The organism is Streptomyces sp. NPDC048696, assembly GCF_043198895.1.
Classification (GTDB): Bacteria; Actinomycetota; Actinomycetes; order Streptomycetales; family Streptomycetaceae; genus Streptomyces.
Genome location: NZ_JBICVJ010000013.1, coordinates 1 through 17,737 on the forward strand (window position 1 = coordinate 1; position 17,737 = coordinate 17,737).

At 66.0% G+C, this 17,737-nt stretch carries 28 protein-coding genes and 1 other RNA gene; 26 read left to right on the top strand and 3 right to left on the bottom strand.

What is annotated here, in order from left to right; genetic code table 11:
• Window positions 1-108: 108 nt before the first annotated feature.
• From ACGFRG_RS25815 to ACGFRG_RS25930, 24 genes are all read left to right on the top strand, one after another.
• On the top strand, window positions 109-639 hold the full coding sequence (locus ACGFRG_RS25815) for a hypothetical protein (protein ID WP_393267684.1): 531 nt from the start codon (window positions 109-111) through the stop codon (window positions 637-639).
• 1,612 nt (window positions 640-2,251) lie between these two features.
• Window positions 2,252-2,605: a hypothetical protein gene (locus tag ACGFRG_RS25820; RefSeq protein WP_393267686.1), complete on the top strand. Its 354-nt coding sequence runs from the start codon at window positions 2,252-2,254 to the stop codon at window positions 2,603-2,605.
• Between the two features lie 82 nt (window positions 2,606-2,687).
• On the top strand, window positions 2,688-3,494 hold the full coding sequence (locus ACGFRG_RS25825; RefSeq protein WP_393267689.1) for a hypothetical protein: 807 nt from the start codon (window positions 2,688-2,690) through the stop codon (window positions 3,492-3,494).
• A gap of 77 nt (window positions 3,495-3,571) precedes the next feature.
• Entirely contained in the window at window positions 3,572-3,889 is a 318-nt protein-coding gene (locus ACGFRG_RS25830) for a hypothetical protein (protein ID WP_393267691.1), read from the top strand.
• Window positions 3,890-3,919: 30 nt separating this feature from the next.
• On the top strand, window positions 3,920-4,354 hold the full coding sequence (locus tag ACGFRG_RS25835) for a hypothetical protein (RefSeq protein ID WP_393267694.1): 435 nt from the start codon (window positions 3,920-3,922) through the stop codon (window positions 4,352-4,354).
• 18 nt (window positions 4,355-4,372) lie between these two features.
• On the top strand, window positions 4,373-4,693 hold the full coding sequence (locus tag ACGFRG_RS25840) for a hypothetical protein (RefSeq protein ID WP_393267696.1): 321 nt from the start codon (window positions 4,373-4,375) through the stop codon (window positions 4,691-4,693).
• A 120-nt stretch (window positions 4,694-4,813) separates the two neighbouring features.
• Complete coding sequence (locus ACGFRG_RS25845) at window positions 4,814-5,161, top strand: hypothetical protein (RefSeq protein WP_393267699.1); 348 nt, start codon at window positions 4,814-4,816, stop codon at window positions 5,159-5,161.
• 9 nt (window positions 5,162-5,170) lie between these two features.
• An RNA gene (locus tag ACGFRG_RS25850) (hammerhead ribozyme type II) lies at window positions 5,171-5,235 on the top strand.
• Between the two features lie 21 nt (window positions 5,236-5,256).
• A complete protein-coding gene (locus tag ACGFRG_RS25855; protein ID WP_189295080.1) occupies window positions 5,257-5,445 on the top strand; it encodes a hypothetical protein in 189 nt (62 codons plus the stop codon).
• A 61-nt stretch (window positions 5,446-5,506) separates the two neighbouring features.
• Window positions 5,507-6,049, top strand: a complete 543-nt coding sequence (locus tag ACGFRG_RS25860; RefSeq protein WP_393267701.1) for an antirestriction protein ArdA — start codon at window positions 5,507-5,509, stop codon at window positions 6,047-6,049.
• Window positions 6,046-6,369: a hypothetical protein gene (locus ACGFRG_RS25865; protein WP_393267703.1), complete on the top strand. Its 324-nt coding sequence runs from the start codon at window positions 6,046-6,048 to the stop codon at window positions 6,367-6,369. Before ACGFRG_RS25860 ends, ACGFRG_RS25865 begins: the two co-directional genes overlap by 4 nt.
• 6 nt (window positions 6,370-6,375) lie before the next feature.
• Window positions 6,376-6,666 (top strand): hypothetical protein, encoded by a 291-nt coding sequence (locus ACGFRG_RS25870; RefSeq protein WP_393267706.1) that lies wholly within the window; start codon window positions 6,376-6,378, stop codon window positions 6,664-6,666.
• 74 nt (window positions 6,667-6,740) lie between these two features.
• Window positions 6,741-7,058 (top strand): hypothetical protein, encoded by a 318-nt coding sequence (locus ACGFRG_RS25875; protein WP_393267709.1) that lies wholly within the window; start codon window positions 6,741-6,743, stop codon window positions 7,056-7,058.
• Window positions 7,059-7,071: 13 nt separating this feature from the next.
• A complete protein-coding gene (locus ACGFRG_RS25880; protein ID WP_393267711.1) occupies window positions 7,072-7,272 on the top strand; it encodes a hypothetical protein in 201 nt (66 codons plus the stop codon).
• Window positions 7,272-8,564, top strand: a complete 1,293-nt coding sequence (locus ACGFRG_RS25885; protein WP_393267713.1) for a DNA cytosine methyltransferase — start codon at window positions 7,272-7,274, stop codon at window positions 8,562-8,564. Before ACGFRG_RS25880 ends, ACGFRG_RS25885 begins: the two co-directional genes overlap by 1 nt.
• Window positions 8,565-8,580: 16 nt before the next feature.
• Window positions 8,581-9,009, top strand: a complete 429-nt coding sequence (locus ACGFRG_RS25890; RefSeq protein ID WP_393267716.1) for a hypothetical protein — start codon at window positions 8,581-8,583, stop codon at window positions 9,007-9,009.
• A gap of 17 nt (window positions 9,010-9,026) precedes the next feature.
• On the top strand, window positions 9,027-9,587 hold the full coding sequence (locus ACGFRG_RS25895) for a hypothetical protein (RefSeq protein ID WP_393267719.1): 561 nt from the start codon (window positions 9,027-9,029) through the stop codon (window positions 9,585-9,587).
• A 7-nt stretch (window positions 9,588-9,594) separates the two neighbouring features.
• Window positions 9,595-9,927: a hypothetical protein gene (locus ACGFRG_RS25900; RefSeq protein WP_393267722.1), complete on the top strand. Its 333-nt coding sequence runs from the start codon at window positions 9,595-9,597 to the stop codon at window positions 9,925-9,927.
• 33 nt (window positions 9,928-9,960) lie between these two features.
• On the top strand, window positions 9,961-10,830 hold the full coding sequence (locus tag ACGFRG_RS25905; RefSeq protein WP_393267725.1) for a hypothetical protein: 870 nt from the start codon (window positions 9,961-9,963) through the stop codon (window positions 10,828-10,830).
• A gap of 48 nt (window positions 10,831-10,878) precedes the next feature.
• On the top strand, window positions 10,879-11,118 hold the full coding sequence (locus tag ACGFRG_RS25910) for a hypothetical protein (RefSeq protein ID WP_189295104.1): 240 nt from the start codon (window positions 10,879-10,881) through the stop codon (window positions 11,116-11,118).
• On the top strand, window positions 11,115-11,546 hold the full coding sequence (locus ACGFRG_RS25915; RefSeq protein ID WP_393267728.1) for a hypothetical protein: 432 nt from the start codon (window positions 11,115-11,117) through the stop codon (window positions 11,544-11,546). The genes ACGFRG_RS25910 and ACGFRG_RS25915 overlap by 4 nt, the downstream gene beginning before the upstream one ends.
• Before the next feature lie 246 nt (window positions 11,547-11,792).
• Window positions 11,793-12,065, top strand: a complete 273-nt coding sequence (locus ACGFRG_RS25920; protein WP_393267730.1) for a hypothetical protein — start codon at window positions 11,793-11,795, stop codon at window positions 12,063-12,065.
• Entirely contained in the window at window positions 12,062-12,244 is a 183-nt protein-coding gene (locus ACGFRG_RS25925; protein WP_393267733.1) for a helix-turn-helix domain-containing protein, read from the top strand. Before ACGFRG_RS25920 ends, ACGFRG_RS25925 begins: the two co-directional genes overlap by 4 nt.
• Window positions 12,245-12,279: 35 nt before the next feature.
• Window positions 12,280-13,542: a tyrosine-type recombinase/integrase gene (locus ACGFRG_RS25930; RefSeq protein ID WP_393267736.1), complete on the top strand. Its 1,263-nt coding sequence runs from the start codon at window positions 12,280-12,282 to the stop codon at window positions 13,540-13,542.
• Window positions 13,543-14,287: 745 nt separating this feature from the next.
• Here the strand turns inward: ACGFRG_RS25930 and ACGFRG_RS25935 are convergent.
• Together ACGFRG_RS25935 and ACGFRG_RS25940 are read right to left on the bottom strand one after the other, a co-directional pair.
• The gene (locus ACGFRG_RS25935; RefSeq protein ID WP_144381307.1) at window positions 14,288-14,551 is read right to left on the bottom strand and encodes a type II toxin-antitoxin system RelE/ParE family toxin; all 264 of its coding nucleotides are present in this window, start codon (window positions 14,549-14,551) and stop codon (window positions 14,288-14,290) included.
• The gene (locus ACGFRG_RS25940) at window positions 14,544-14,813 is read right to left on the bottom strand and encodes a type II toxin-antitoxin system Phd/YefM family antitoxin (protein ID WP_203182255.1); all 270 of its coding nucleotides are present in this window, start codon (window positions 14,811-14,813) and stop codon (window positions 14,544-14,546) included. The genes ACGFRG_RS25935 and ACGFRG_RS25940 overlap by 8 nt, the downstream gene beginning before the upstream one ends.
• A gap of 393 nt (window positions 14,814-15,206) precedes the next feature.
• Here ACGFRG_RS25940 and ACGFRG_RS25945 point away from each other — a divergent pair, with 393 nt between their 5' ends.
• Both ACGFRG_RS25945 and ACGFRG_RS25950 read left to right on the top strand, forming a co-directional pair.
• Window positions 15,207-15,488, top strand: coding sequence for a type II toxin-antitoxin system prevent-host-death family antitoxin (locus ACGFRG_RS25945; protein ID WP_361422564.1), 282 nt, complete (start codon window positions 15,207-15,209; stop codon window positions 15,486-15,488).
• A complete protein-coding gene (locus ACGFRG_RS25950; RefSeq protein ID WP_361422567.1) occupies window positions 15,485-15,739 on the top strand; it encodes a Txe/YoeB family addiction module toxin in 255 nt (84 codons plus the stop codon). Before ACGFRG_RS25945 ends, ACGFRG_RS25950 begins: the two co-directional genes overlap by 4 nt.
• On the opposite strand, the gene ACGFRG_RS25955 is transcribed toward ACGFRG_RS25950, so the two are convergent.
• Window positions 15,693-17,636, bottom strand: coding sequence for a DNA/RNA helicase domain-containing protein (locus ACGFRG_RS25955; RefSeq protein WP_393267741.1), 1,944 nt, complete (start codon window positions 17,634-17,636; stop codon window positions 15,693-15,695). The two genes, ACGFRG_RS25950 and ACGFRG_RS25955, sit on opposite strands and share 47 nt — an antisense overlap.
• Window positions 17,637-17,737: the final 101 nt, after the last annotated feature.

Sequence of the window (17,737 nt, forward strand, 5' to 3'; positions counted from 1 at the left end):
GACGTCGAACACCTCTCTCAACGGCACAGGAGTCTCGTGTGTTGCGGGACATCAGCCCGTCACCCGATCAGTGGCCACTCTGAAAGAGCTCACTGAAAGGAATTCCACATGACCGCTGAAGCGCCGAACCTCAGGGAACAGCTGGCTGAGGTTGCGGAGTGGCTCTCCGCCGACATCTCTGTCGATGACCTCCTGAGCCAGTACGAAGCTGCCGTCAAGAAAAACCCGACCCCCACATTCGAGGAAACCACACCGACGCCTGCGCCCTCTGCACCTGCGGCGAAGCCAGCGGCCGGAATCAGCAAGGCATACAGCGTCACCGTCGTCCCCGGCGTCCTCTCCATGGCGATCAAGGTGAACGCACGGAACGGTCAGCCCGGCGAGAACTGGCAGGCGAGCGCGGATGTCACGCCCACAGTCTTTGGGCACGCCCTGGAGAGCTCACACCATGAGCTCTCGCCCACGAACAGCTCCATCACGATCGAATCCCCCCGTAACCGGGCGGCCGGAGCCGACCTGACCATCAACGTGGTCGGTGACAAGCTGGCCTTCGGAGCGAAGGTAGAGACCTGGTACTACGACGCATCCGGTAGGCGCACCAAAAAGATCAATCAGCAAGACCTCTTCTACATGCGATAGCGGGGAGAAAAGTCCCGCCACCAGGCATCGAGGGGGCGGATTGCTTGGCGGCCACTCTTCGTTCAGACAGTCGAGTCGCTCGGAATTGGTGGCCGCCGAGTGAGTGACGCTGAAGGCGTGGACTAATTACGGCCGGTCCGGGCACCGTGCCTTACGGTCCAGCAGGTACGTGGTGCCTAGAAGGCCCCACTCTTGAGCATGGTTCGCGGCCCGTTTGTACAGGTGGCAAGCGGGCCGTCGGCCTGTAAACGACCTTGGAACCGTGGCAGAATCCGAGCTGCTATGACAGGGCGGTGCCGGCCGTTTCGTACCGGGGGTCATCCCCCCACACCCCCCGGGGGGAACCGCGCGTGTACGCGTGACGCGCGGAGCTGAGGAACACGCGCACCTTTCCGCCGTTGCTCGGCAGGCAGGCAGGCAGGCAGGCAGGCAGGCAGGCAGGCAGGCAGGCAGGCAGGCAGCCCAGGAATCGGGCATCAATCAGGCAAGGAAACAAGCTCTGACCTGCACGTTTGGACAAGGTGTGAACCTGTGACTAATGTTCTCCATGTCGCCAACACCGACCGGCCGCAAGGCAGGCAGGGGAAGGCGGCAGGCAGACCGCCCAAGGGAGCGTCTTACGCAGCGCAGTACCCAGGGCAACCGCAGCGCGGCAACGCTGGTCAGCCAAGGCAGGTGGAAGTCACAAGTTGACACCCGCCGGACCGGCCGCCTAGAGTCGGAACCGCCGCAAGGCCACCGAGAACGGGGCTCGCGAGAGCCGCCGCCAGAGGCCAGCAGCACACAGCCCCGCAAGGGGCAACGGTTCGACGCAGGTGTAAACCTGTGACAGAATCGGACTCGCCGGGCCGCAAGGCCCAGCACACCAACGTTGCATGGACGCTCGATCCGGCCCCTGTCCCCAGGTGGGACGCCGGATGTCGCAGCCGGGTCTCTCCGGTGTGGATCGAGCGCAAGGGTGGAAGACCGGCCCCCAGTGGGGGAGTCGTGTCGAAGCTCGCTGACCCTTCGGGGTCTGAGGAATCACCGCTCGGCCAAGGGGCGTGGACGTTCTAACAGGGTGACCCTGTGCGGTACGGAACGGAAGCAAGCTGGACTGTTCGGGTATGGGGTTCGGGTACAGACGACTGAGTGAACGCAACTGCCGTACCGGCTGGGGACTATCCACCCCGGCGTGACGGGAGCACTCCAACCGGCTACACCCATGCTGACCTGCGGAGGGCACCCAATGCAGGCGCGGTATGGGGTCGGGGAAGGGTGTGAGGCAGGGGCCTGATTGGTCGATCCAGGGCTCACCGTCCAGCGGACGGCCGGAAACGGACCGACCGGGAGGGAAACCAACCGGGAGGAACGGGAACGGCAAGACGATGGACGGTGAGGCGGGCGCCCGAGTGAGCGTCCGCCCCGAAAAGCGAAATCACCCACCTTGTTCTACCGGCCAGCGAATGCAGCCGGGGTCGCTCGCCGCTGGCGAGTGGCCGCAAAGCCCCTCACAGGGTCAAACCTCTGGGGGGTACCGACTCCCCCCGCCTTCGGGCGGGGGTCGAGTCCGGGCCGCGAGGCCCTTTTCGTTCGACACGGTGTTAACCTGTAACTAGAGAGGTAAGGTCACATGTCTGTTTCCCTTATCAAGCACAACCCGCTCCAGTTCGCCGGTCGCTCCCTGCTGGAGATCGCCATGGAGTCTTCGCACAACCTGAGCGAGCGCGCGTTCCAGCTCGGCCGCGAGCTGGACACCACCCGCCGGGCGCTGGCCGAGTCGCGGGCCATGCTGGACCTGTACCACGAGGCTGGCCTCGGCATGGCCGAGGAGATTCTTGACCTCTTCGCGGACCTGGATGAGGCGAACATGGTGATCGAGATCCTGCGTGACTCGCTGTTCGAGACGCGCCGCCTGCGGGATGAGCGGGAGCGCGTGCTCCGGGATGAGCTGGCCCACTACAAGGCCCTCGCCGACGCCAACTGACACCCAAGTGTAAACCTGTGACTGGCGCCCCTCCCGCGTTGGAGGCAGGGAGGGGCGCCCTCCCGACTGAATCGTGAGGACCATGCACCACAGGCTCAACGCCCCATCGCACGACACGCTGGCCATCTACGCGGCCCGGCTCGATGACGCGTACCGCTCCTGGCCGTCCTGGTACACGGGGACGTACGCAGGAGAGGACACTCCGACGCACGTGGAGATGTTCACGTGGAACGACGACCGGGCGGGCTGGATCGGCGACAAGTCGAACTTCGAGGTCGCCCGCGATGCCATCCGTACCGCCGCTGACGCGGGACGCGAGGACACTGAAGTCTCCGACGAGCAGGTCTACGAGTGCGGGCACGGAACGAGTGCTTGGGACCATGCCCAGCTCTTCGTCCAGGTCTACGAGGGCGGGTGCCCCGCGGACTGCCTTGGCACCCACACGAAGGAATGCCGGCCGGGGTGTGACCCGTACGTCGACTTCTGCGACGGAGACGAGTGCGAGGGCGACTGCCACGGCACCCGTACGTACACAGCAGCCTTCCGTGAAGCCGTCGCCCTGGCGGAGTACGTCGCCAAGGATCACCCGTTCCTCGACGAGGACGACTATTACGACCAGCGCCGCGAGCTGTTCGAGAAGAACCTCGACGAGGCCCTGGAAGACGTGAAACTGCACTACCCCTTCGACACCGAAGAGGACCACCAGAGCATCGTCGAGCACGCCTCCGAGCGGCTCTGGGACCTGGAGCACTACGAGCCGGACGGATACGCGGACTGGGACGAAGTCCGTGACGCGTACGACCACGGCCGCACAGAGCACTTCCTCTCCCTCGGGCGCGAGTTCATGCGCAACGAGATTCCCGGTCAGCTCGCCCTCATGCCGGCCTGACCCTCCCCCTGAACCGCCGCCTCTCCCTGGTCTCCCCTCTCGGGGAGGGGCGGCTTCCCATGCGAATGCGAGGACCCATGCGTACCGCCACCCGTTCTCATGAGGTGCGCGTCTGGAACGAGACCGCAGACCTTCTCGGCCTGTGGGAGATCCAGCGCGACGGCCGCCAGTACGTCGTCACCCATGACCACCGCGAGGAGACCCGTTTCGACGACGAGGGCGACGCCCTGTCGTTCGCCCGCCTCGGAGCCGAAGCCCTCGTCGAGACCTCCCGCCGCGACTGCCCTTGCGAGGGCACCGACCCAGAGTGCGGCTTCTGGGAACCGCATGGCATTTCGATCCAGGAGGTCGAAGCCGATCTCGCACTCATCACCCCGCCTTTGCTCTGCCTGTAGCCACCCAACGATCACCAGGAGCGTCACAGCATGCGTGTTTTCAAGCGCCTTTCCTCGATCCGCATGAAGCGGACGGCCCTAGCGAGCCCCGTGCCGGCCGCCCTCTCCCGGCTCCGCAGTGCCTTGAATCCGTGGGGTGCCCTTCGGGCGGAGCGGGAGGCCACGACTCTCTACCTGACCTATGCCGCCGATACGGTCGACATCTTCGAGAAGCGACTCGACCAGTACCGAAATGCGGCATGCGAGTTCGCCACCCTGTTCAACGACGGCATGCTGGCAAGTCACGTCGCGGAGCGCTTCACCTGCTCAGAGGCAGAGGGGATTGCCGAGTTCTTCCGCGCTGTAGACCACCCCCACGTCGCCGATCTCTGGCTGGAGTGCCACGCCGAAGGCGACGACGACGAAGACGACCTGCACTACAAGGGTGACCAGTCCGGACCCGCCAAGTTCGCCATCGCGGCCTGACGGCGAAGGAGGCCCTCAATGTCCACGTGTGACTTCTGCACCATGCCCAACGCCCGCTGGCTGTACGTCCCCCAGGACCGAGCCCGAGTCGCGCTGATGACCGACGACGGCGTGGTGGTCCCGCTCCCCAACGACGGCCGCTGGCGGGCATGCGACCCGTGCTCCGACCTCGTTGACACCGACGACATGGAACGCCTGATCGCCCGTGCCTTCACCACCATGCGCATCCTCGGCGTACCCCTACCGGACGGCGGACCGGACCTTGAGCACATGGCCATGGTCGTCATGACCAACTTCGCCACGGTGCTGGCCGGTAGGCCCACCAAGCAGCCCCTGTGAAGCCCCGCGGCCACGACGCCGTGCGCAGTTCCGTTTGACCAAGCTGTGAACCTGTAACAAGCGGCCCCTCTTGAGTCGTGGCGAGAAGGGGCCGCGCCCAACCAAGACCTGGAGACCAACATGACCAACGCAAAGACTCCCGAGGCCGAGAAGGCCGTCCGAAAGGTCGTCAACCGCCGCGTCCGTGAGGGCAGTATGCGCCGTTCGGAGGCGAACCGCCTCGTCCGCGACGGACTGCCGATCATCCTGTCCGGCTTCGCCGAGGCCCGCATCAAGGGCAAGCCCGAGGCGGCCATCACCGCCGACCTCGAAGCCGCGCTCGCCGAGGCCAAGCAGCGCCAGGCCACAGCCAGGACCGCCTTTCGACGTCGCATGGCGCTCCTCGACGTGTCCACCGCCGAGTTCGCCATCGCCGCATGGGAGGGCGTACGGCGAGACCTCGCCGCCCACCTGGCCACCAACTCCTGACTGACGCAAAGGCGAAACCTCCGAAAGGAGGTCGGCGGGAGGTGGTTCCTCCCCCCTGACGATGCCAGCCCGCATCCCGCACAAGGAGTAGCACCATGACACGAATCGGCCCTGTGATCCTCGACGCCCTGATGGTCGTCGCCCTCACCAGCGCCTTCTGGGTCCTGGTCGACGAGGACCCGAGCACCGTGCAGTTCGCGGCTTCGGCTGTCGGCGCGTTCTTCGTCCTGGAGGCGGTCCGGTCGCTGCGTCAGTACGTCGACCGCCGCACCAGCGAGCGCTAGGTCACCCCGTCGCCGGGCCGGGCGATCGGTCCGGCGACCCCCATCTTCAGCAAGGAGCAACATGCCCACCCTGTCCACCGCCATCCGGCCGCGTGTCTGGCTCGGTTGCCTCGCCTGCTACAACGGCGGTCGCTTGACCGGTGAGTGGTACGACGCCGACATAGCCAACCTCGTCACCCCGGCCGACCTGCACGGCCGCGAGACCTCCCACGAGGAGCTGTGGGTCTTCGACCACGAAGACTTCTACGGCGTCCTGGAAGGCGAGTGCTCGCCGCACGAGGCCGCCGAGATCGCCGAGGCCCTGGCCAGCCTGTCGGCGGACGAGGCCGCACCCTTCGCCGTGTGGGTCCGCGAGTGGGGCGTGCATGCCGAGCGGAACCACTGGGTCGAACGCTTCCAGGACGAGTACCGCGGCTTCCACAAGAGCGAGGGCGACTTCGCGGCGGAGTGGGCCGAGGACACCTCCGAGCTGGAGGACCAGAAGCGCATGCAGGTCTGGCCCTTCAACGCCATCGACTGGGACTACGCCGCGAAGGAGCTGTTCAGCGGCGGCTTCCACTCCGAAGAAGTGTCCGGCGGCATCTACGTCTTCGATCCGCAATGAACGCCGAACCCTGCGTCGAGTGCGGCGACGTGCCCGAGCTGCTCGACGAAGACCTGATCTGCGCACCGTGCCGAATCCGAATTCACCTGGGAGCAACCACCGTGGAAACCAAGCTCGTTGAAGTCCGCTTCGAGGTCGAGGAGACCCTCCGCGTGGACGTGGTCGCCGAGCTGGAAGTGCCCGTCGACATCGTGGACGACGACGAGGCCCTTCAAGACTGGCTTCAGGACCAGGAAGACCTGTGGGCCAGCGACGTAGACCCGGACGACGCCCACGACATCGAGCGCGAAGTGGTCGACGTGTACGGAACGGCGGCCTGACCGCTGATGATCACCGACCGAAACACAGAGAAGATCAAGGCCGCCGTCACGAAGCTCGACGAGGCCGTGGAGACCTGGCGCAAGGAGCCCGAGGGCGGACACGCCTGGTCGTCGGATGACGAGAACGTTGGCAGTCACCTCGCCGACGCGGCCGAGGCCCTGATCCTCGCCCTCCCCACCCTGCTCTGGCCCGACACCTGGTTCCAGACCAAGCCCTCGGCCCAGCCCGGGGACCAGCCCCTCAGCAAGTACGAGGAACGGCTCGTGGACGAGCTCCTCGAACACCTGGGCCTCTGAGCCCCATCCCACAACGAGCGCGCCCGCCCCCCCCGTTGGAGGAGGGAGGGGCGGGCGCGCTCGAAAGGATACCCATGAGCGCCATGACCTGCCGCGAGTGCGACCTCGCCCCCTACGCGATCCGCCCCGACGCTCACTTCGAGTGCACTGAATGCCGCCACCGCCTCGACAGCCAGACCCTCTACCTCGACCCGGACGAGGTCTGGTCCGTGGACGAGAACGGCATCGTGCAGTACTACCTCACCCCGGCCGCCTGCCTGAAGTGGCTCGACGACATCGCCGACCTGCCCACGGGCGACTGGGAGAAGGCCCAGCACGCGCTGTGGCAGTACCGGCGCGCAACCGCCGAACTCCTCGACGCCCTCCGTGCCGGCCTGCCCCTCCCCGCCTGAGAAGGAACCCGCAATGCCCCTGGTCCACCCGCCCGTCAACGTCGTGCAGTGCGTGTCCTGCAAAGGCCCCATACGCCACATCGACCGCAAGCCCTACGAGTGCGCCCACTGCGGCCGGAACGTCTACACCAGCGACGGCCTGATCCGGCCCGGCTACCACTGGGAGATCGTCACCGGCTGGCTCACCAGCGTCGAGACCGTGGACGTGGACTAGTGTCCCTCACCCGCCTCGACACGGCCGGTGCACTGGGCACCCCCGAAGAGCTCGACCTCAGCAACAAGACGCCCGAAGAGCTGGAGGCGATTGCCGCCCCCTGGCCGGTCCACTGGCTCTTCCCGCCGAAGCCAGGAGACCCCGACCGCGTCATCAACCTGTTCGCGGGATCTGGGGGTTGGGACGTCGGAGTACGCGACGTGCTCCAACACGACCTCGACACCGTCGGCGTCGAAATGCACAAGGACGCCTCGGCCACCGCCCGCGCGGCAGGGTTCCGGCGGATCATCGCCGACGTTCGCTCCCTCGACCCGAAGCACCCCGCGCTGCGCTGGGCGCGCGGACTGATGGTCTCGGCGCCGTGCCAGTGCTGGACCCCGGCCGGCAAGAGGGCCGGACAGGACCCGCGGAATCAGGACCTGCTGCTCGACGTGTTCACCGCAGCCTTCGAGGCCACGTTCGGGCACTGGCACGACAGCGCTGAATGCGGCCCCTGCGAGGTAGCCGACATCTGCGTGATCTGTAGCGACCCCGAGTGGGACGGATACTCAGGCTTCACCGGCCCCCTGCTCACCCTCGACGAGGTGCGGGCACCAATAGCCGAGATGACCGACGAACGGATCGGCCTGCTCGCCGAGGTGCTGATCTGGTCGCTCACGCTGACCGCCCAGTGGGACAACCTCCGCTGGCTGGCCATGGAGCAGAGCTCGGCCCTGCCGGAGAACATCCTCGACGGGATACGCGAGGAGCTGTGGTCGGCGGACTGGTGCAGCGCGGAGTACCGCGTCCTGGACGCCGTGGACTACGGCCTCGCCTCGCGCCGCAAGCGCGTCTTCCTCATGGCGGCCCGGCACTCGTACGTCGACATGGAGGCGCTCACCCCCAAGGAACCCCTCCCGACCACGACCGCTGCCGAGGCCCTCGGCTGGCCCGCCAGCATCCGCGTCAACACCCGGGGCGTCAGGCGGACGGCCGGAGGGAACTGCTGGTCGGCCGATCGGCCCGCGACCGGCATCACCAGCAAAATCCGCGGTTGGTACTGGGAGCACGACAAGGACAGGAAGTTCAGCCTCGACGAGGCGGCACTCCTGGTCGGCTTCCGCCCCGGCTACCCCTGGACCGGCTCCCGGTCGAGCTGCACGCAGCAAATCGGCGACGTGGTCGCCCCACCGATGGGCGCCGTCGTGATCGGAAGCCTCCTGTCCCAGCACTGGGAGGACCAGCTTCGGCAGTACCTCGCCGAGATCTACACCCCCGCACCCGCGCGGCCTGAACACGTACTCGCCGCCTGATTACCGAAGAGAGACCATGCCCGGCTCCCGCCACAACCCGAACCTGCTGCTCATGTCCTTCGCCCGGAGCCCCCTCACCTGCCCCGCGTGCGAAGTCGACCGGCTGACCTCCATGGCCGACGCCCGAACGGCCATCTGCTTGGCGTCCGGCGTCGCGATCGAGGACATCGACCCCGCCACCGGATACAACCACTCCCGCGCCGCGTACGACCGCGCCCGCGCCTCCTGGATCGACCTGATCCGTCAGCACGGCGCCAGCGAGTTCCACGAGGTCCGCGACATCGAATGGGCCCGCGGCCTGTGGGCCGAGAAGCGCCCCGAGTTCGTCGAGGTCGACGACTGGCTGACCGAAGCACTCGACGCACACAAGGAGTTCATAGCCTCCCTCGGCGACCCCTGCCGCCGGACCTCTTGCCTCGTCCACTTTCCTGCCCCGACCCTCTGATCTGCAAAGAGTTCAACATGGACAACATCATCGCGACCACGACCGACGGCCGTTTCCGCGTGCGCCTGGTCCCCGACGAGGACGCCCGCAACCCCCGCGAGGACTTCGACCACCTCGCGCACGTGGTCACCATCGACACCCACCTCGGCCAGTACACCCCCATCGACAAGGACGGTGGCCCCTTCGCCGAAGCCTGGGATCGCGTGAGCTGGAACCGGTGGAAGGGCATTGAGATCTTCACCCGCTGGGCCGGCATCTTCCACGACGCCATCGTCATCGAGTCCCGGCCGGCACGCGGTCCGGTCTCCCTGTGGTACCTGCTGCGTGAGGACGCCGAAGACCTCGGCATGCTGCCCGAGGCGTACCTCGACGCCGAGCGCGCCGAGTACGAGGCGTGGGCCGAGGGCGACGTTACGGCTACATCGTCGAAGAGGCCGTCGACTGGCTCCGCGCCGACGCGGACGACACCATGTCGACCTGGGAAGAGGTGGACTCTGCCTGGGGCCACTACGGCTTCGACTGGGCCGTCTCGGCCGCTCGGCACGCTCTCACCTTCTACGTCGGGAAGCAGCAGGTGACGGCGGCGTGAGCGCGTACACGGAGACCGAGACCGTCACCCTGTCCAACGGGGAGATCCTCTACGTCTGCATCGAACACGGCCCGAAGGGCGACGTACTGCTCCACGAGCAGAACACCATGAACCCGCACGGCGGTGGCCGGATCTACTGGCGGATCTCGCGCCTCTACCTCATGAACGGCGACGAGGCCATGCCGATGCTGAACCCCCGCTTCGAGCGCGCCGAGACGGTCGGCGAGGCCGCCGAGCTGGCCCTCGGGTTCTTCGCCGAGTGCGCGGAGTCCTGCATCCAGCACGCCAGGGCCGAGGGCATCCCGGTCGAGCACTGCTACACAGCCTGATGTAAACCTGTGACTTTGAGAGGAGAACGACACGTGACGAACCCCCAGCAGCAGAGGTACACCGACTTCGCGCAGTGGATCAGCGAAGCCAGCGCGAGAGCCGGGTTCAGGGTGGACATCCGGCGGTCGGGGGCGTTGCAACGCCTCGCCGGAGCTGTCGGAACAGCCCAGTCCACGGTGCACCGCGTGCTCACCGGACAGCGCGTTCCGGCTCATCGCTTTTGGCCGGCATGGGCGGCTGCCCTCCAGGTCGACTATGCAGACTTCGAGCGGCGGGCGCAACGCGCACTGTGCGGCGAGGCCGGGCCACGGCTGATCGCTCTCGGCGGTGTCGACAGGGAACTCCGAGCCCCGCGGCTCATCGGCTTGTCCGGTCCTGCCCGGTGCGGCAAGGACACGCTCGCCGAAGCATTCGTCGAGGCCGGATGGGCGCGCCGCGCCTTCGCCGACAAGGTCAAGGACTTCCTCTACGGCCTCGACCCCTGGCTCCCGGACGACGAGGTCAACGGGTCTTTCCCGCTGGCCGAGGAGGTGGACCGGTACGGCTGGGATCGGGTGAAGGACGAACATCCCGTCGTTCGGGAGTATCTCCAGCGCTGCGGCACTGAGGCCGGCCGCCAAGTGCTCGGCGAAACCGTCTGGGTGGATGCCCTGTTCCGCGATTTCGAGACCTGGGGCCCGACCGTCATCAGCGATGTGCGGTTCCCGAACGAAGCCCAGGCCATCAAGGATCGCGGCGGCCTCGTCGTCAAGATCCATCGACCGAAGCAGATGCTGATCGACGGCGCCGACCACATCAGCGAGAACGCGCTCAAAGGCTGGGACTTCGACGTGACCGTGATCAACAGCGGCACCATCGAGGACCTGCACAAGTCCGCGGAATGCCTCCGACGCGCTGTGTAAACCTGTGACTAATGTGTTAACGTGTAGCGAGAACGGAAAGGGAGACCAGTGAGTCAGAACGACGCGATAGCCGAGGTGCGGAGCATCGTCGACGACATCGAAGCCTTGTATGCCGGCCAGGAAGCCGAGCTGGACCGGCTCCGCGACGAGGACGGCGACGTACCGAGCGAGAACCTCTACGAGTGGGACCGGCTCCGGTACGACGTCCACGGAGAGCAGGACGCCGACATGCTCGGAGAGGTCCGCCGTCGCCTGCGCGGGCTGATCGAGTCCCAGGCGGCTGCGTGAGGATCACTCCCCGCAAGGAGGAGGTCGCCGCTGTGGTGGCGCTCTTGGAGGACGACACCTTCGAGAGCGCCACCCACCTGGCCAAGGCCGTCATCCAGGAAGTCGGAGAAATCCTCCAGATGCGCGACTGGATTGCCCTAGTCCACACCTGGAGCGATGGAACCCGCGGCCTCAACTTTGCCCCCTTCGCGAGTGAGGCAGAGGCGAAGACCTTCGCCTCGAAGATGGCCTTCGGTGGCACGGGGCGACTGGTGAAGCTCAACTCGCCCGGAGTGATGCTCGCCAACACGGACGGCAAGAAGGGGTGGAAGGGCTACTGCTTCCACCCCGAGTGCGGCCACGCACCCTTCACCCACTCCATCGCCAGCGCCGCGCGAGGCGCCTGCCACATCCCCACCTGTCCCTGCACCAAATTCCAGTCCGCGTAGAACAGAAAGCCTCACCAGCATGAAGCCCGTCGAGTGGCAGACCTGCCAGTGCAGCTCGAAGCGAGGCTTCGCCGACCGACGCTCCGCCGAGAAAGCGCTCGGCAGAGCACAGGCGAAGCGAGACCGATCCGCAGAGCGCCAAAGGGTTCGCCGAGGAATCGCCCGCGAGCACCGCATCTACCGATGCGACCACGAGATGTACCACCTGACCAAGCAGAGCCGACGCGACTACCTGGGAGCCGCCGCATGAAGCCCAGCCAGAAAGCCCTCGACAACGGCTGGGGCTGGGTCCTCGGCGTCAGCGGCCAGGAATGCCGCGTCTACTCGAAGCCCAAGGCGGATGCGGACGAGCTCCTCAAACAGCTTGCCGAGTTGCTCGGCGTGAGCGGTCCGGCCCAGATGCCGGCCAAGGTCCGCGAGATCCAGCAGGACAGGAAGCGGGCCCTCGCGTCGGCGGCAACGGCGTGGGCGACGGTGCACAACCTCACCCGTCCCGAATCCGGTGAGGCGGCGGCTTGACGCAGGGTGGGAGTAACCGGCTTCTGACGCCGGAAGAGGTGGCCGACTGGCTGAAGGTCAGCGAGGTCACCGTCAAGAACAAGTACCGGATGTGGGGGTTGAAGGCCCAGAAAGTCGGCCGCCTCCTGCGATTCCGCGAGCGCGACATCGTCGCGTACCTCGACAACAACTACGGGTAACGGCACGACCCTGCCCCGGCAAGGAAGAGGGGCACATGGCTACCGTTTTTCAGAGGTGTAAGACCGATAAGAGAAGCCCGCTCTACCCCTGCGAAGGGGTGCGCTGCGGCCACGACTGGACTGTCAGGTACAGGGAGCCGGGAGGGCGCACGGCCCGGCAGCGCGAAGAGAGCTTCACCAAGAAGACGGCGGCGGACAACTTCGCCAACAAGATGGAGAACGACAAGAGCGTAGGGACGTACATTGACCCGAACGCGGGGAAGATCACCGTCCGGGCCTACGTGGAGGACTGGCTGAGCCGCCGAGTGATCGGGGACTCGACGTACTCGAACTACAAGGGGTTCATCGACAACCACCTCATACCCCGACTCGGCCGCAAGACGATGGCCGGAGTCGCGAAGCGGGACATCGAGCACTTCAAGGCGGCCATCAGCAAGGAGCTCGCCGCCAGCACGGTGTACGACCGCATGAAGATGGTGAAGCACATCTTTTGGTCCGCCAAGGAAGAGAAGGTCATCCAGGAGGACCCGACCAAGGAGGTGAAGAACGCCCCCGGAAGCCATGCGGTCGACGAGGACGAGATCCCCACGCTCCCCGAGGTCCGCCTCCTGCACGAGCACATGTCGCCGCAGTACAAGCTCACCGTCTGGCTCCAGGCCGGGGCCGGACTACGGGTCAGTGAGGCCCTCGCCTTCCACTGCGGATGCCTACGCGACAACGACGTGATCCGGGTCCGCTGGCAGATCAGCTCGAAGGCACACCTAGGCGACAGCAAGACGCGCCTCGTGCCGCTCAAGCACCGCGACGAGGGCGAGTACCGCGACGTGCCGGCCGCGCCGTTCGTCTGCGACGAGATCAACGCTCACGTGGAGCTCTGGGAGCCGATCCCGCTGACCTTTCAGAACGCAGCGGGGCGGACGCGACAGGTCGAAGTCTTCTTTGCACCCCGCGAACGGGGCAAAGGAACGATGCCCACGGCGAACACCTACTCGTACCACTTTAGGAAGGCATGCAAGGCGGCTGGACTGGTGGACGCGGAGGGCAAGCCGAAGTACCACCCGCACTCGCTGCGTCACTTCTTCGCCTCGACCGCCTTGGCGGCCGGCATCCCGATCCACGAGGTCTCACGTTGGCTCGGCCACAAGTCGATCAAGACCACCGTCGACATCTACGGCCACCTCGTCCCCGAGGCATGGGACCGTTGCCGTGCCATCATGCAGAAGGCCATGGGCCCGGTGCCCGTCGAGGTGTCGACTGAGGCTCCGGCCGAGTCCTCCGGGTACGGCACGGCAGTCTGATGTACCAGCCGACTTCTGCCGGACTGGATGCATGCTGAACCTTGGCGGGCTGCAATAAAGGGGCGTATGCCGTCCTGGCGGCCCGCCCCAGGGGCGTGGGCTGCTACATCTAGCGCCGCGCTACTCGTCAGGGGTGAGCGGTTCGAGATCCGTGGCCTTCTCTACGGAAGGGTTGGAGGTAGACGGCGTCGTCTGGTCTCCTGCCTTGCGCCCAGCCCTTTTGGCACCAGGGTCGATGAGTTGCTTCCTCGGCTTGAAGGAGTCCTCCTCGAACCCCTTGGCGGCTTTGGGCTTCCTCGACCTTGCGGCTGAGCCTTCGCCCTTTTTGTGAGCCACGATGGATCTCCTGCGGTGAGGTCGGTTCGCCCCTCGTCGACGAGCGGCAATGACCTTCAGCAGATCATCCGCACCAGAACCTTGCCAGCGGAGTGATCCGACTGGAGGTGGCCACGGAGGATCCGGGAAGAGTCCTCCGGGTACGGCACCGCGGCCTGACGCGCGGGATGTGCTGGATAGGTTCCGACCGTGCTGGATCTGTGCTGGATGCGATCTTCAGGGGGAACGTTTCCGCAGGTGGGAGCTCTGTGCCACGGATTCCGCTTCAATGTGTAGCCGTGCGCTTACTGCATGTTAGGCGTTGAGTCAAACGTACACGTCAGAAGGGGTCGGGCTCTGTCGAGCCCGTCCCCTTCGTCGTCCCCGTGCTGGATGGGTGCTGGATATTCTGACGTGTGGTCAGTGGTGGTCAGGTGTCGTAAACGGTGGACCGGTGCCCCACGTGAACGACCCAGACCACCAGTTCCCCGTTGTCGATCGTGTAGACGACGCGGTAGTCGCCGACCCGTAGACGCCGGCGATCTGGCTGGGACACGAGTGCGGTGGTGTTGAAGCCGAGCGGATCGCTTTCCAGCTCGGTCAGCTTGGCCAGGATGCGCAGCGCCATCTCGCGCGGGATCTTCCGAAGCTCGGCCTGCGCCTCGGGGCGGAAGACGGTTCGGTACTCACTCACTGCGCGCCAGCGTCTCCCTCATGATGTCCTCGATCGGGATGCCGGGTGCAGGGTTGGCCATGCGCTCGTCGATGATCCGATTGATCTCGCGCTCTTCCCATTCCTGGTACTTGCGCAGTACCTCGATGGAGACGACGGCGGCGACTTCCTTGCCGCGGCGTGTGATCACGGTGGGTACGTCATCGCGGTCGGCACGCTCCACGACCTCCGCCAGATGCGCGCGCACGTCGCGGATGGTCTCTATGGGCAGCGGCTGTGTCATGCGCTCAAGTGTACCGAGTGTCCCATGTGTACACAACGAGAATGGGAATGGCGGGTGGCTTCCTTCGTTTCGGCTCCGCGTGCTGGATGTGCTGGATGAACTCGCACCGTGCTGGAGCGGTGCTGGATACAGGCTTCGAAACCGACGTTTCCGCAGTTCGCAGCCCTGCGCTACATGTTCCGCTTCAACGTCTGAGCAGATGAAATAACACCGCGTTGCTCAACGCGGCAAACATGCAGGTCATAAGGGGTCGGCCCCTCCGGGGTCGACCCCTTGCTGTTTCTGGGCCGGATTGGTGGTGGATTTGCCGATGGGCCGTCACACATGTCGTTCTGCTTGAGGTGGCCATGAGTGGTACGTTATTTGGTACCACTTGAGGTAGGGAGTCAGGTCATGTCCATAACCGCGAGCGAAGCCCGCAAGGCTCTCTTTCCGCTGATCAAGAAGGTCAACGACGATCACGAGGCCATCGAGATCGTCTCCAAGCACGGGAACGCCGTGCTCGTCTCGGCCGAGGACTACGCGGCGCTGCGCGAGGGCTCGTACCTGTTGCGCTCGCCTGCCAACGCGCGACGGCTGCTCAAGGCGTACGAGAACGCCCTGGGCAACATCAACGTGTCGGAGCGCGAGCTGATCGATCCGGATGCCGCGGACCCTGCTGCGGGTGCCGAGTGAGGGTTGTCTTCGAGGATCAGGGCTGGGAGGACTACACGTCCTGGCTCAAGAACGACCGCAAGATGCTCGTGCGGATCAACCGGCTCATCGAGGACGTCAAGCGTGACCCCTTCACCGGGATCGGCAAGCCTGAGCCGCTGAAGTACCACCTGCCGGGGGCGTGGTCGCGGCGGATCGATGATGAGCACCGCCTTGTCTACCTGGTCACGGACGCAGAGGTCCTGATCCTCGCAGCTCGCTATCACTACTGACCGCTGGCGCGTCCGCGGTGGATTGCCGGTTCCGCGCCACGGCGCCGGTCAGCTCCCGCAGCTTTTCGCGTGTCTCGGCGTCGGTCGAGTACACCACCGTGCCGATCATTCCCCGCGTCAGCAGCACCTTGTACGTGTTGCGGATCAGCCGGTCCACATCCGCGTCCGGCGTCGACTTCTTGAAGACCGGGTCCTTGGTCGCGGTACGGTCGGTGATCCAGCGATCGCCGCGCCACACCAGGTCGGGGCCGATGATGACGCCACTCCAGTCGTACTCGAAGCCCTGCGCCGTGTACACACAGCCCACTTGCCCGAAACCGGCCGGATCCGTTGCCCACAAGGCAGCCGGAGGTGCGCCCGCGACGGCCCGGTCGCCGAAGACGTTCCAGGGCCGCTCCCATTCCCCGACGACGATGTCTGCGGGCAACGCCTGACCGGGCGGCACCTTCTTCGTCCACTTCCAGCAGTAGCCGGCGGACATGCGCGCGCTGTATTCCTGCGCGCGGCGGCCGTCGAGGAAAGCCTCCATCTCCTGCGGGCTGTCCGCGAGCATGAGCTGCATCTTGTCGTCGGGCTCCCATGTCACTGGGCCGCCCGGCTCAAGCCCCAACAGCCGTATCACCCACCGCAGATACGCGTCGCTGCCACCACACCGGAACTGGCTGTCCAGCGGCACCACCTGGCACTGGATCCCCTTCTTCGCAGCGGCCTCCTTGATCTCCGCGACGGTGCCCATTTCGCCCGGCCGGACGACCTGATGCTCGTCCAGGAGGAAGACCGGGACGCGCGCAGCGTCGATGAGTTCCTCGACCTGGGCCTTGCCGGTACGGTTCGACGCCGACGTGTAGCGGTTGGCCGACGTCTCCCGCATGCGGTGGGCTTCATCGCAGATCAGGACATCGAGACTGTTGCGCTCGGCGGTCATGAAGCTGTTGAAGTACTTGAAGAGTTCCTGGACCTCGCGCCTCCGAGCACCCGCGACCTTCCTCATCGTCGTCGTGAACGAACTGGAACCCGTCGCGTGCAGCGTGGTGGTGCCCTGCCGGGACAGCTCACCGAGGAGGGACAGTGCGATGACGCTCTTGCCGGTGCCGGGCCCGCCGGTGACGACCACGACCTCCTTGTGGTCGGACTGCTTGGCGCGGCGAAGGGCATTGAGAACCGTGCGATACGCGATCTTCTGCTCGTCCAGCAACACGAACTGCTCGCGCTCACGGACCTCTTGGGCGGCCACCGCCATGAGCTGCTTGGACGGGCCGATCCTTCCGTTGACCAGCTCGTCCGCAGCCGAAGCGCCGGACCCGTCCCCGAGTTTCGTACGCAGAAAGTCCATGAACTCCCCGCGCCGAGCACCGATGAAGAGCTGACCGTACTCGTCTTGCTCGGCTTCGAAGAGTCCGCTGACTCCGAACGCCGTGGCGTTGTGCAGATACGCGGCACCGCTGACGCGTTCCGGGTGTTCGGCGAGCGCTCCGTTGAAGGAGACGAGGTATTCGCAGTAGCCGCGCACTTGGTCGACGGGGTTCAACACCGCCCGGGCATACGCGTCGATGCGGCACAGCGACGGATCGTCGTCGTCCGGCTCGGCACTGCTCCACTGCTTCAGCTCCACCACGACGTACGACGGCAGACCGGTCTTCGGGTGCACCCCCGCCAGCACGGCATCGGCCCGCTTGCTGTTCAGCGGAAGCCCGTACTCAAGAAGCATCTCCACCTGCCCGAGGCCCGCGTCGTTGAGCGCGCTCGCGAGCACCGGGATGCTCCGCTCCCACGAGCGGACCTCGGACGCACCGGGCTTGTGACCGTGCGCGTGGACGAACTGCTCCGTCAGACGGAGAAAGAGAGCACCCGAGAGGCACTCGGCGGCGACCGCGGCGGCGGAGTCGCGGAATAGCAAGGGATGCCCCCAGGCAGCACGAAGAAACTCGTGCGGGTGGGGGCATGTCCTCGGTGACTCCGCCGGGCGGAGCGGAAGCCCGGCGGGCCGCAACTACGACG

Bases quoted from the DNA above. Each gene is read 5' to 3' on its own strand.
- ACGFRG_RS25855 (WP_189295080.1), top strand. From the start codon at position 5,257: ATGACACGAATCGGCCCTGTGATCCTCGACGCCCTGATGGTCGTCGCC.
- ACGFRG_RS25875 (WP_393267709.1), top strand. From the start codon at position 6,741: ATGAGCGCCATGACCTGCCGCGAGTGCGACCTCGCCCCCTACGCGATC.
- ACGFRG_RS25865 (WP_393267703.1), top strand. From the start codon at position 6,046: ATGAACGCCGAACCCTGCGTCGAGTGCGGCGACGTGCCCGAGCTGCTC.
- ACGFRG_RS25890 (WP_393267716.1), top strand. From the start codon at position 8,581: ATGCCCGGCTCCCGCCACAACCCGAACCTGCTGCTCATGTCCTTCGCC.
- ACGFRG_RS25895 (WP_393267719.1), top strand. From the start codon at position 9,027: ATGGACAACATCATCGCGACCACGACCGACGGCCGTTTCCGCGTGCGC.
- ACGFRG_RS25820 (WP_393267686.1), top strand. From the start codon at position 2,252: ATGTCTGTTTCCCTTATCAAGCACAACCCGCTCCAGTTCGCCGGTCGC.
- ACGFRG_RS25860 (WP_393267701.1), top strand. From the start codon at position 5,507: ATGCCCACCCTGTCCACCGCCATCCGGCCGCGTGTCTGGCTCGGTTGC.
- ACGFRG_RS25835 (WP_393267694.1), top strand. From the start codon at position 3,920: ATGCGTGTTTTCAAGCGCCTTTCCTCGATCCGCATGAAGCGGACGGCC.
- ACGFRG_RS25840 (WP_393267696.1), top strand. From the start codon at position 4,373: ATGTCCACGTGTGACTTCTGCACCATGCCCAACGCCCGCTGGCTGTAC.
- ACGFRG_RS25880 (WP_393267711.1), top strand. From the start codon at position 7,072: ATGCCCCTGGTCCACCCGCCCGTCAACGTCGTGCAGTGCGTGTCCTGC.
- ACGFRG_RS25845 (WP_393267699.1), top strand. From the start codon at position 4,814: ATGACCAACGCAAAGACTCCCGAGGCCGAGAAGGCCGTCCGAAAGGTC.
- ACGFRG_RS25825 (WP_393267689.1), top strand. From the start codon at position 2,688: ATGCACCACAGGCTCAACGCCCCATCGCACGACACGCTGGCCATCTAC.
- ACGFRG_RS25920 (WP_393267730.1), top strand. From the start codon at position 11,793: ATGAAGCCCAGCCAGAAAGCCCTCGACAACGGCTGGGGCTGGGTCCTC.
- ACGFRG_RS25940 (WP_203182255.1), bottom strand. From the start codon at position 14,813: ATGACACAGCCGCTGCCCATAGAGACCATCCGCGACGTGCGCGCGCAT.
- ACGFRG_RS25815 (WP_393267684.1), top strand. From the start codon at position 109: ATGACCGCTGAAGCGCCGAACCTCAGGGAACAGCTGGCTGAGGTTGCG.
- ACGFRG_RS25870 (WP_393267706.1), top strand. From the start codon at position 6,376: ATGATCACCGACCGAAACACAGAGAAGATCAAGGCCGCCGTCACGAAG.
- ACGFRG_RS25930 (WP_393267736.1), top strand. From the start codon at position 12,280: ATGGCTACCGTTTTTCAGAGGTGTAAGACCGATAAGAGAAGCCCGCTC.
- ACGFRG_RS25830 (WP_393267691.1), top strand. From the start codon at position 3,572: ATGCGTACCGCCACCCGTTCTCATGAGGTGCGCGTCTGGAACGAGACC.
- ACGFRG_RS25945 (WP_361422564.1), top strand. From the start codon at position 15,207: ATGTCCATAACCGCGAGCGAAGCCCGCAAGGCTCTCTTTCCGCTGATC.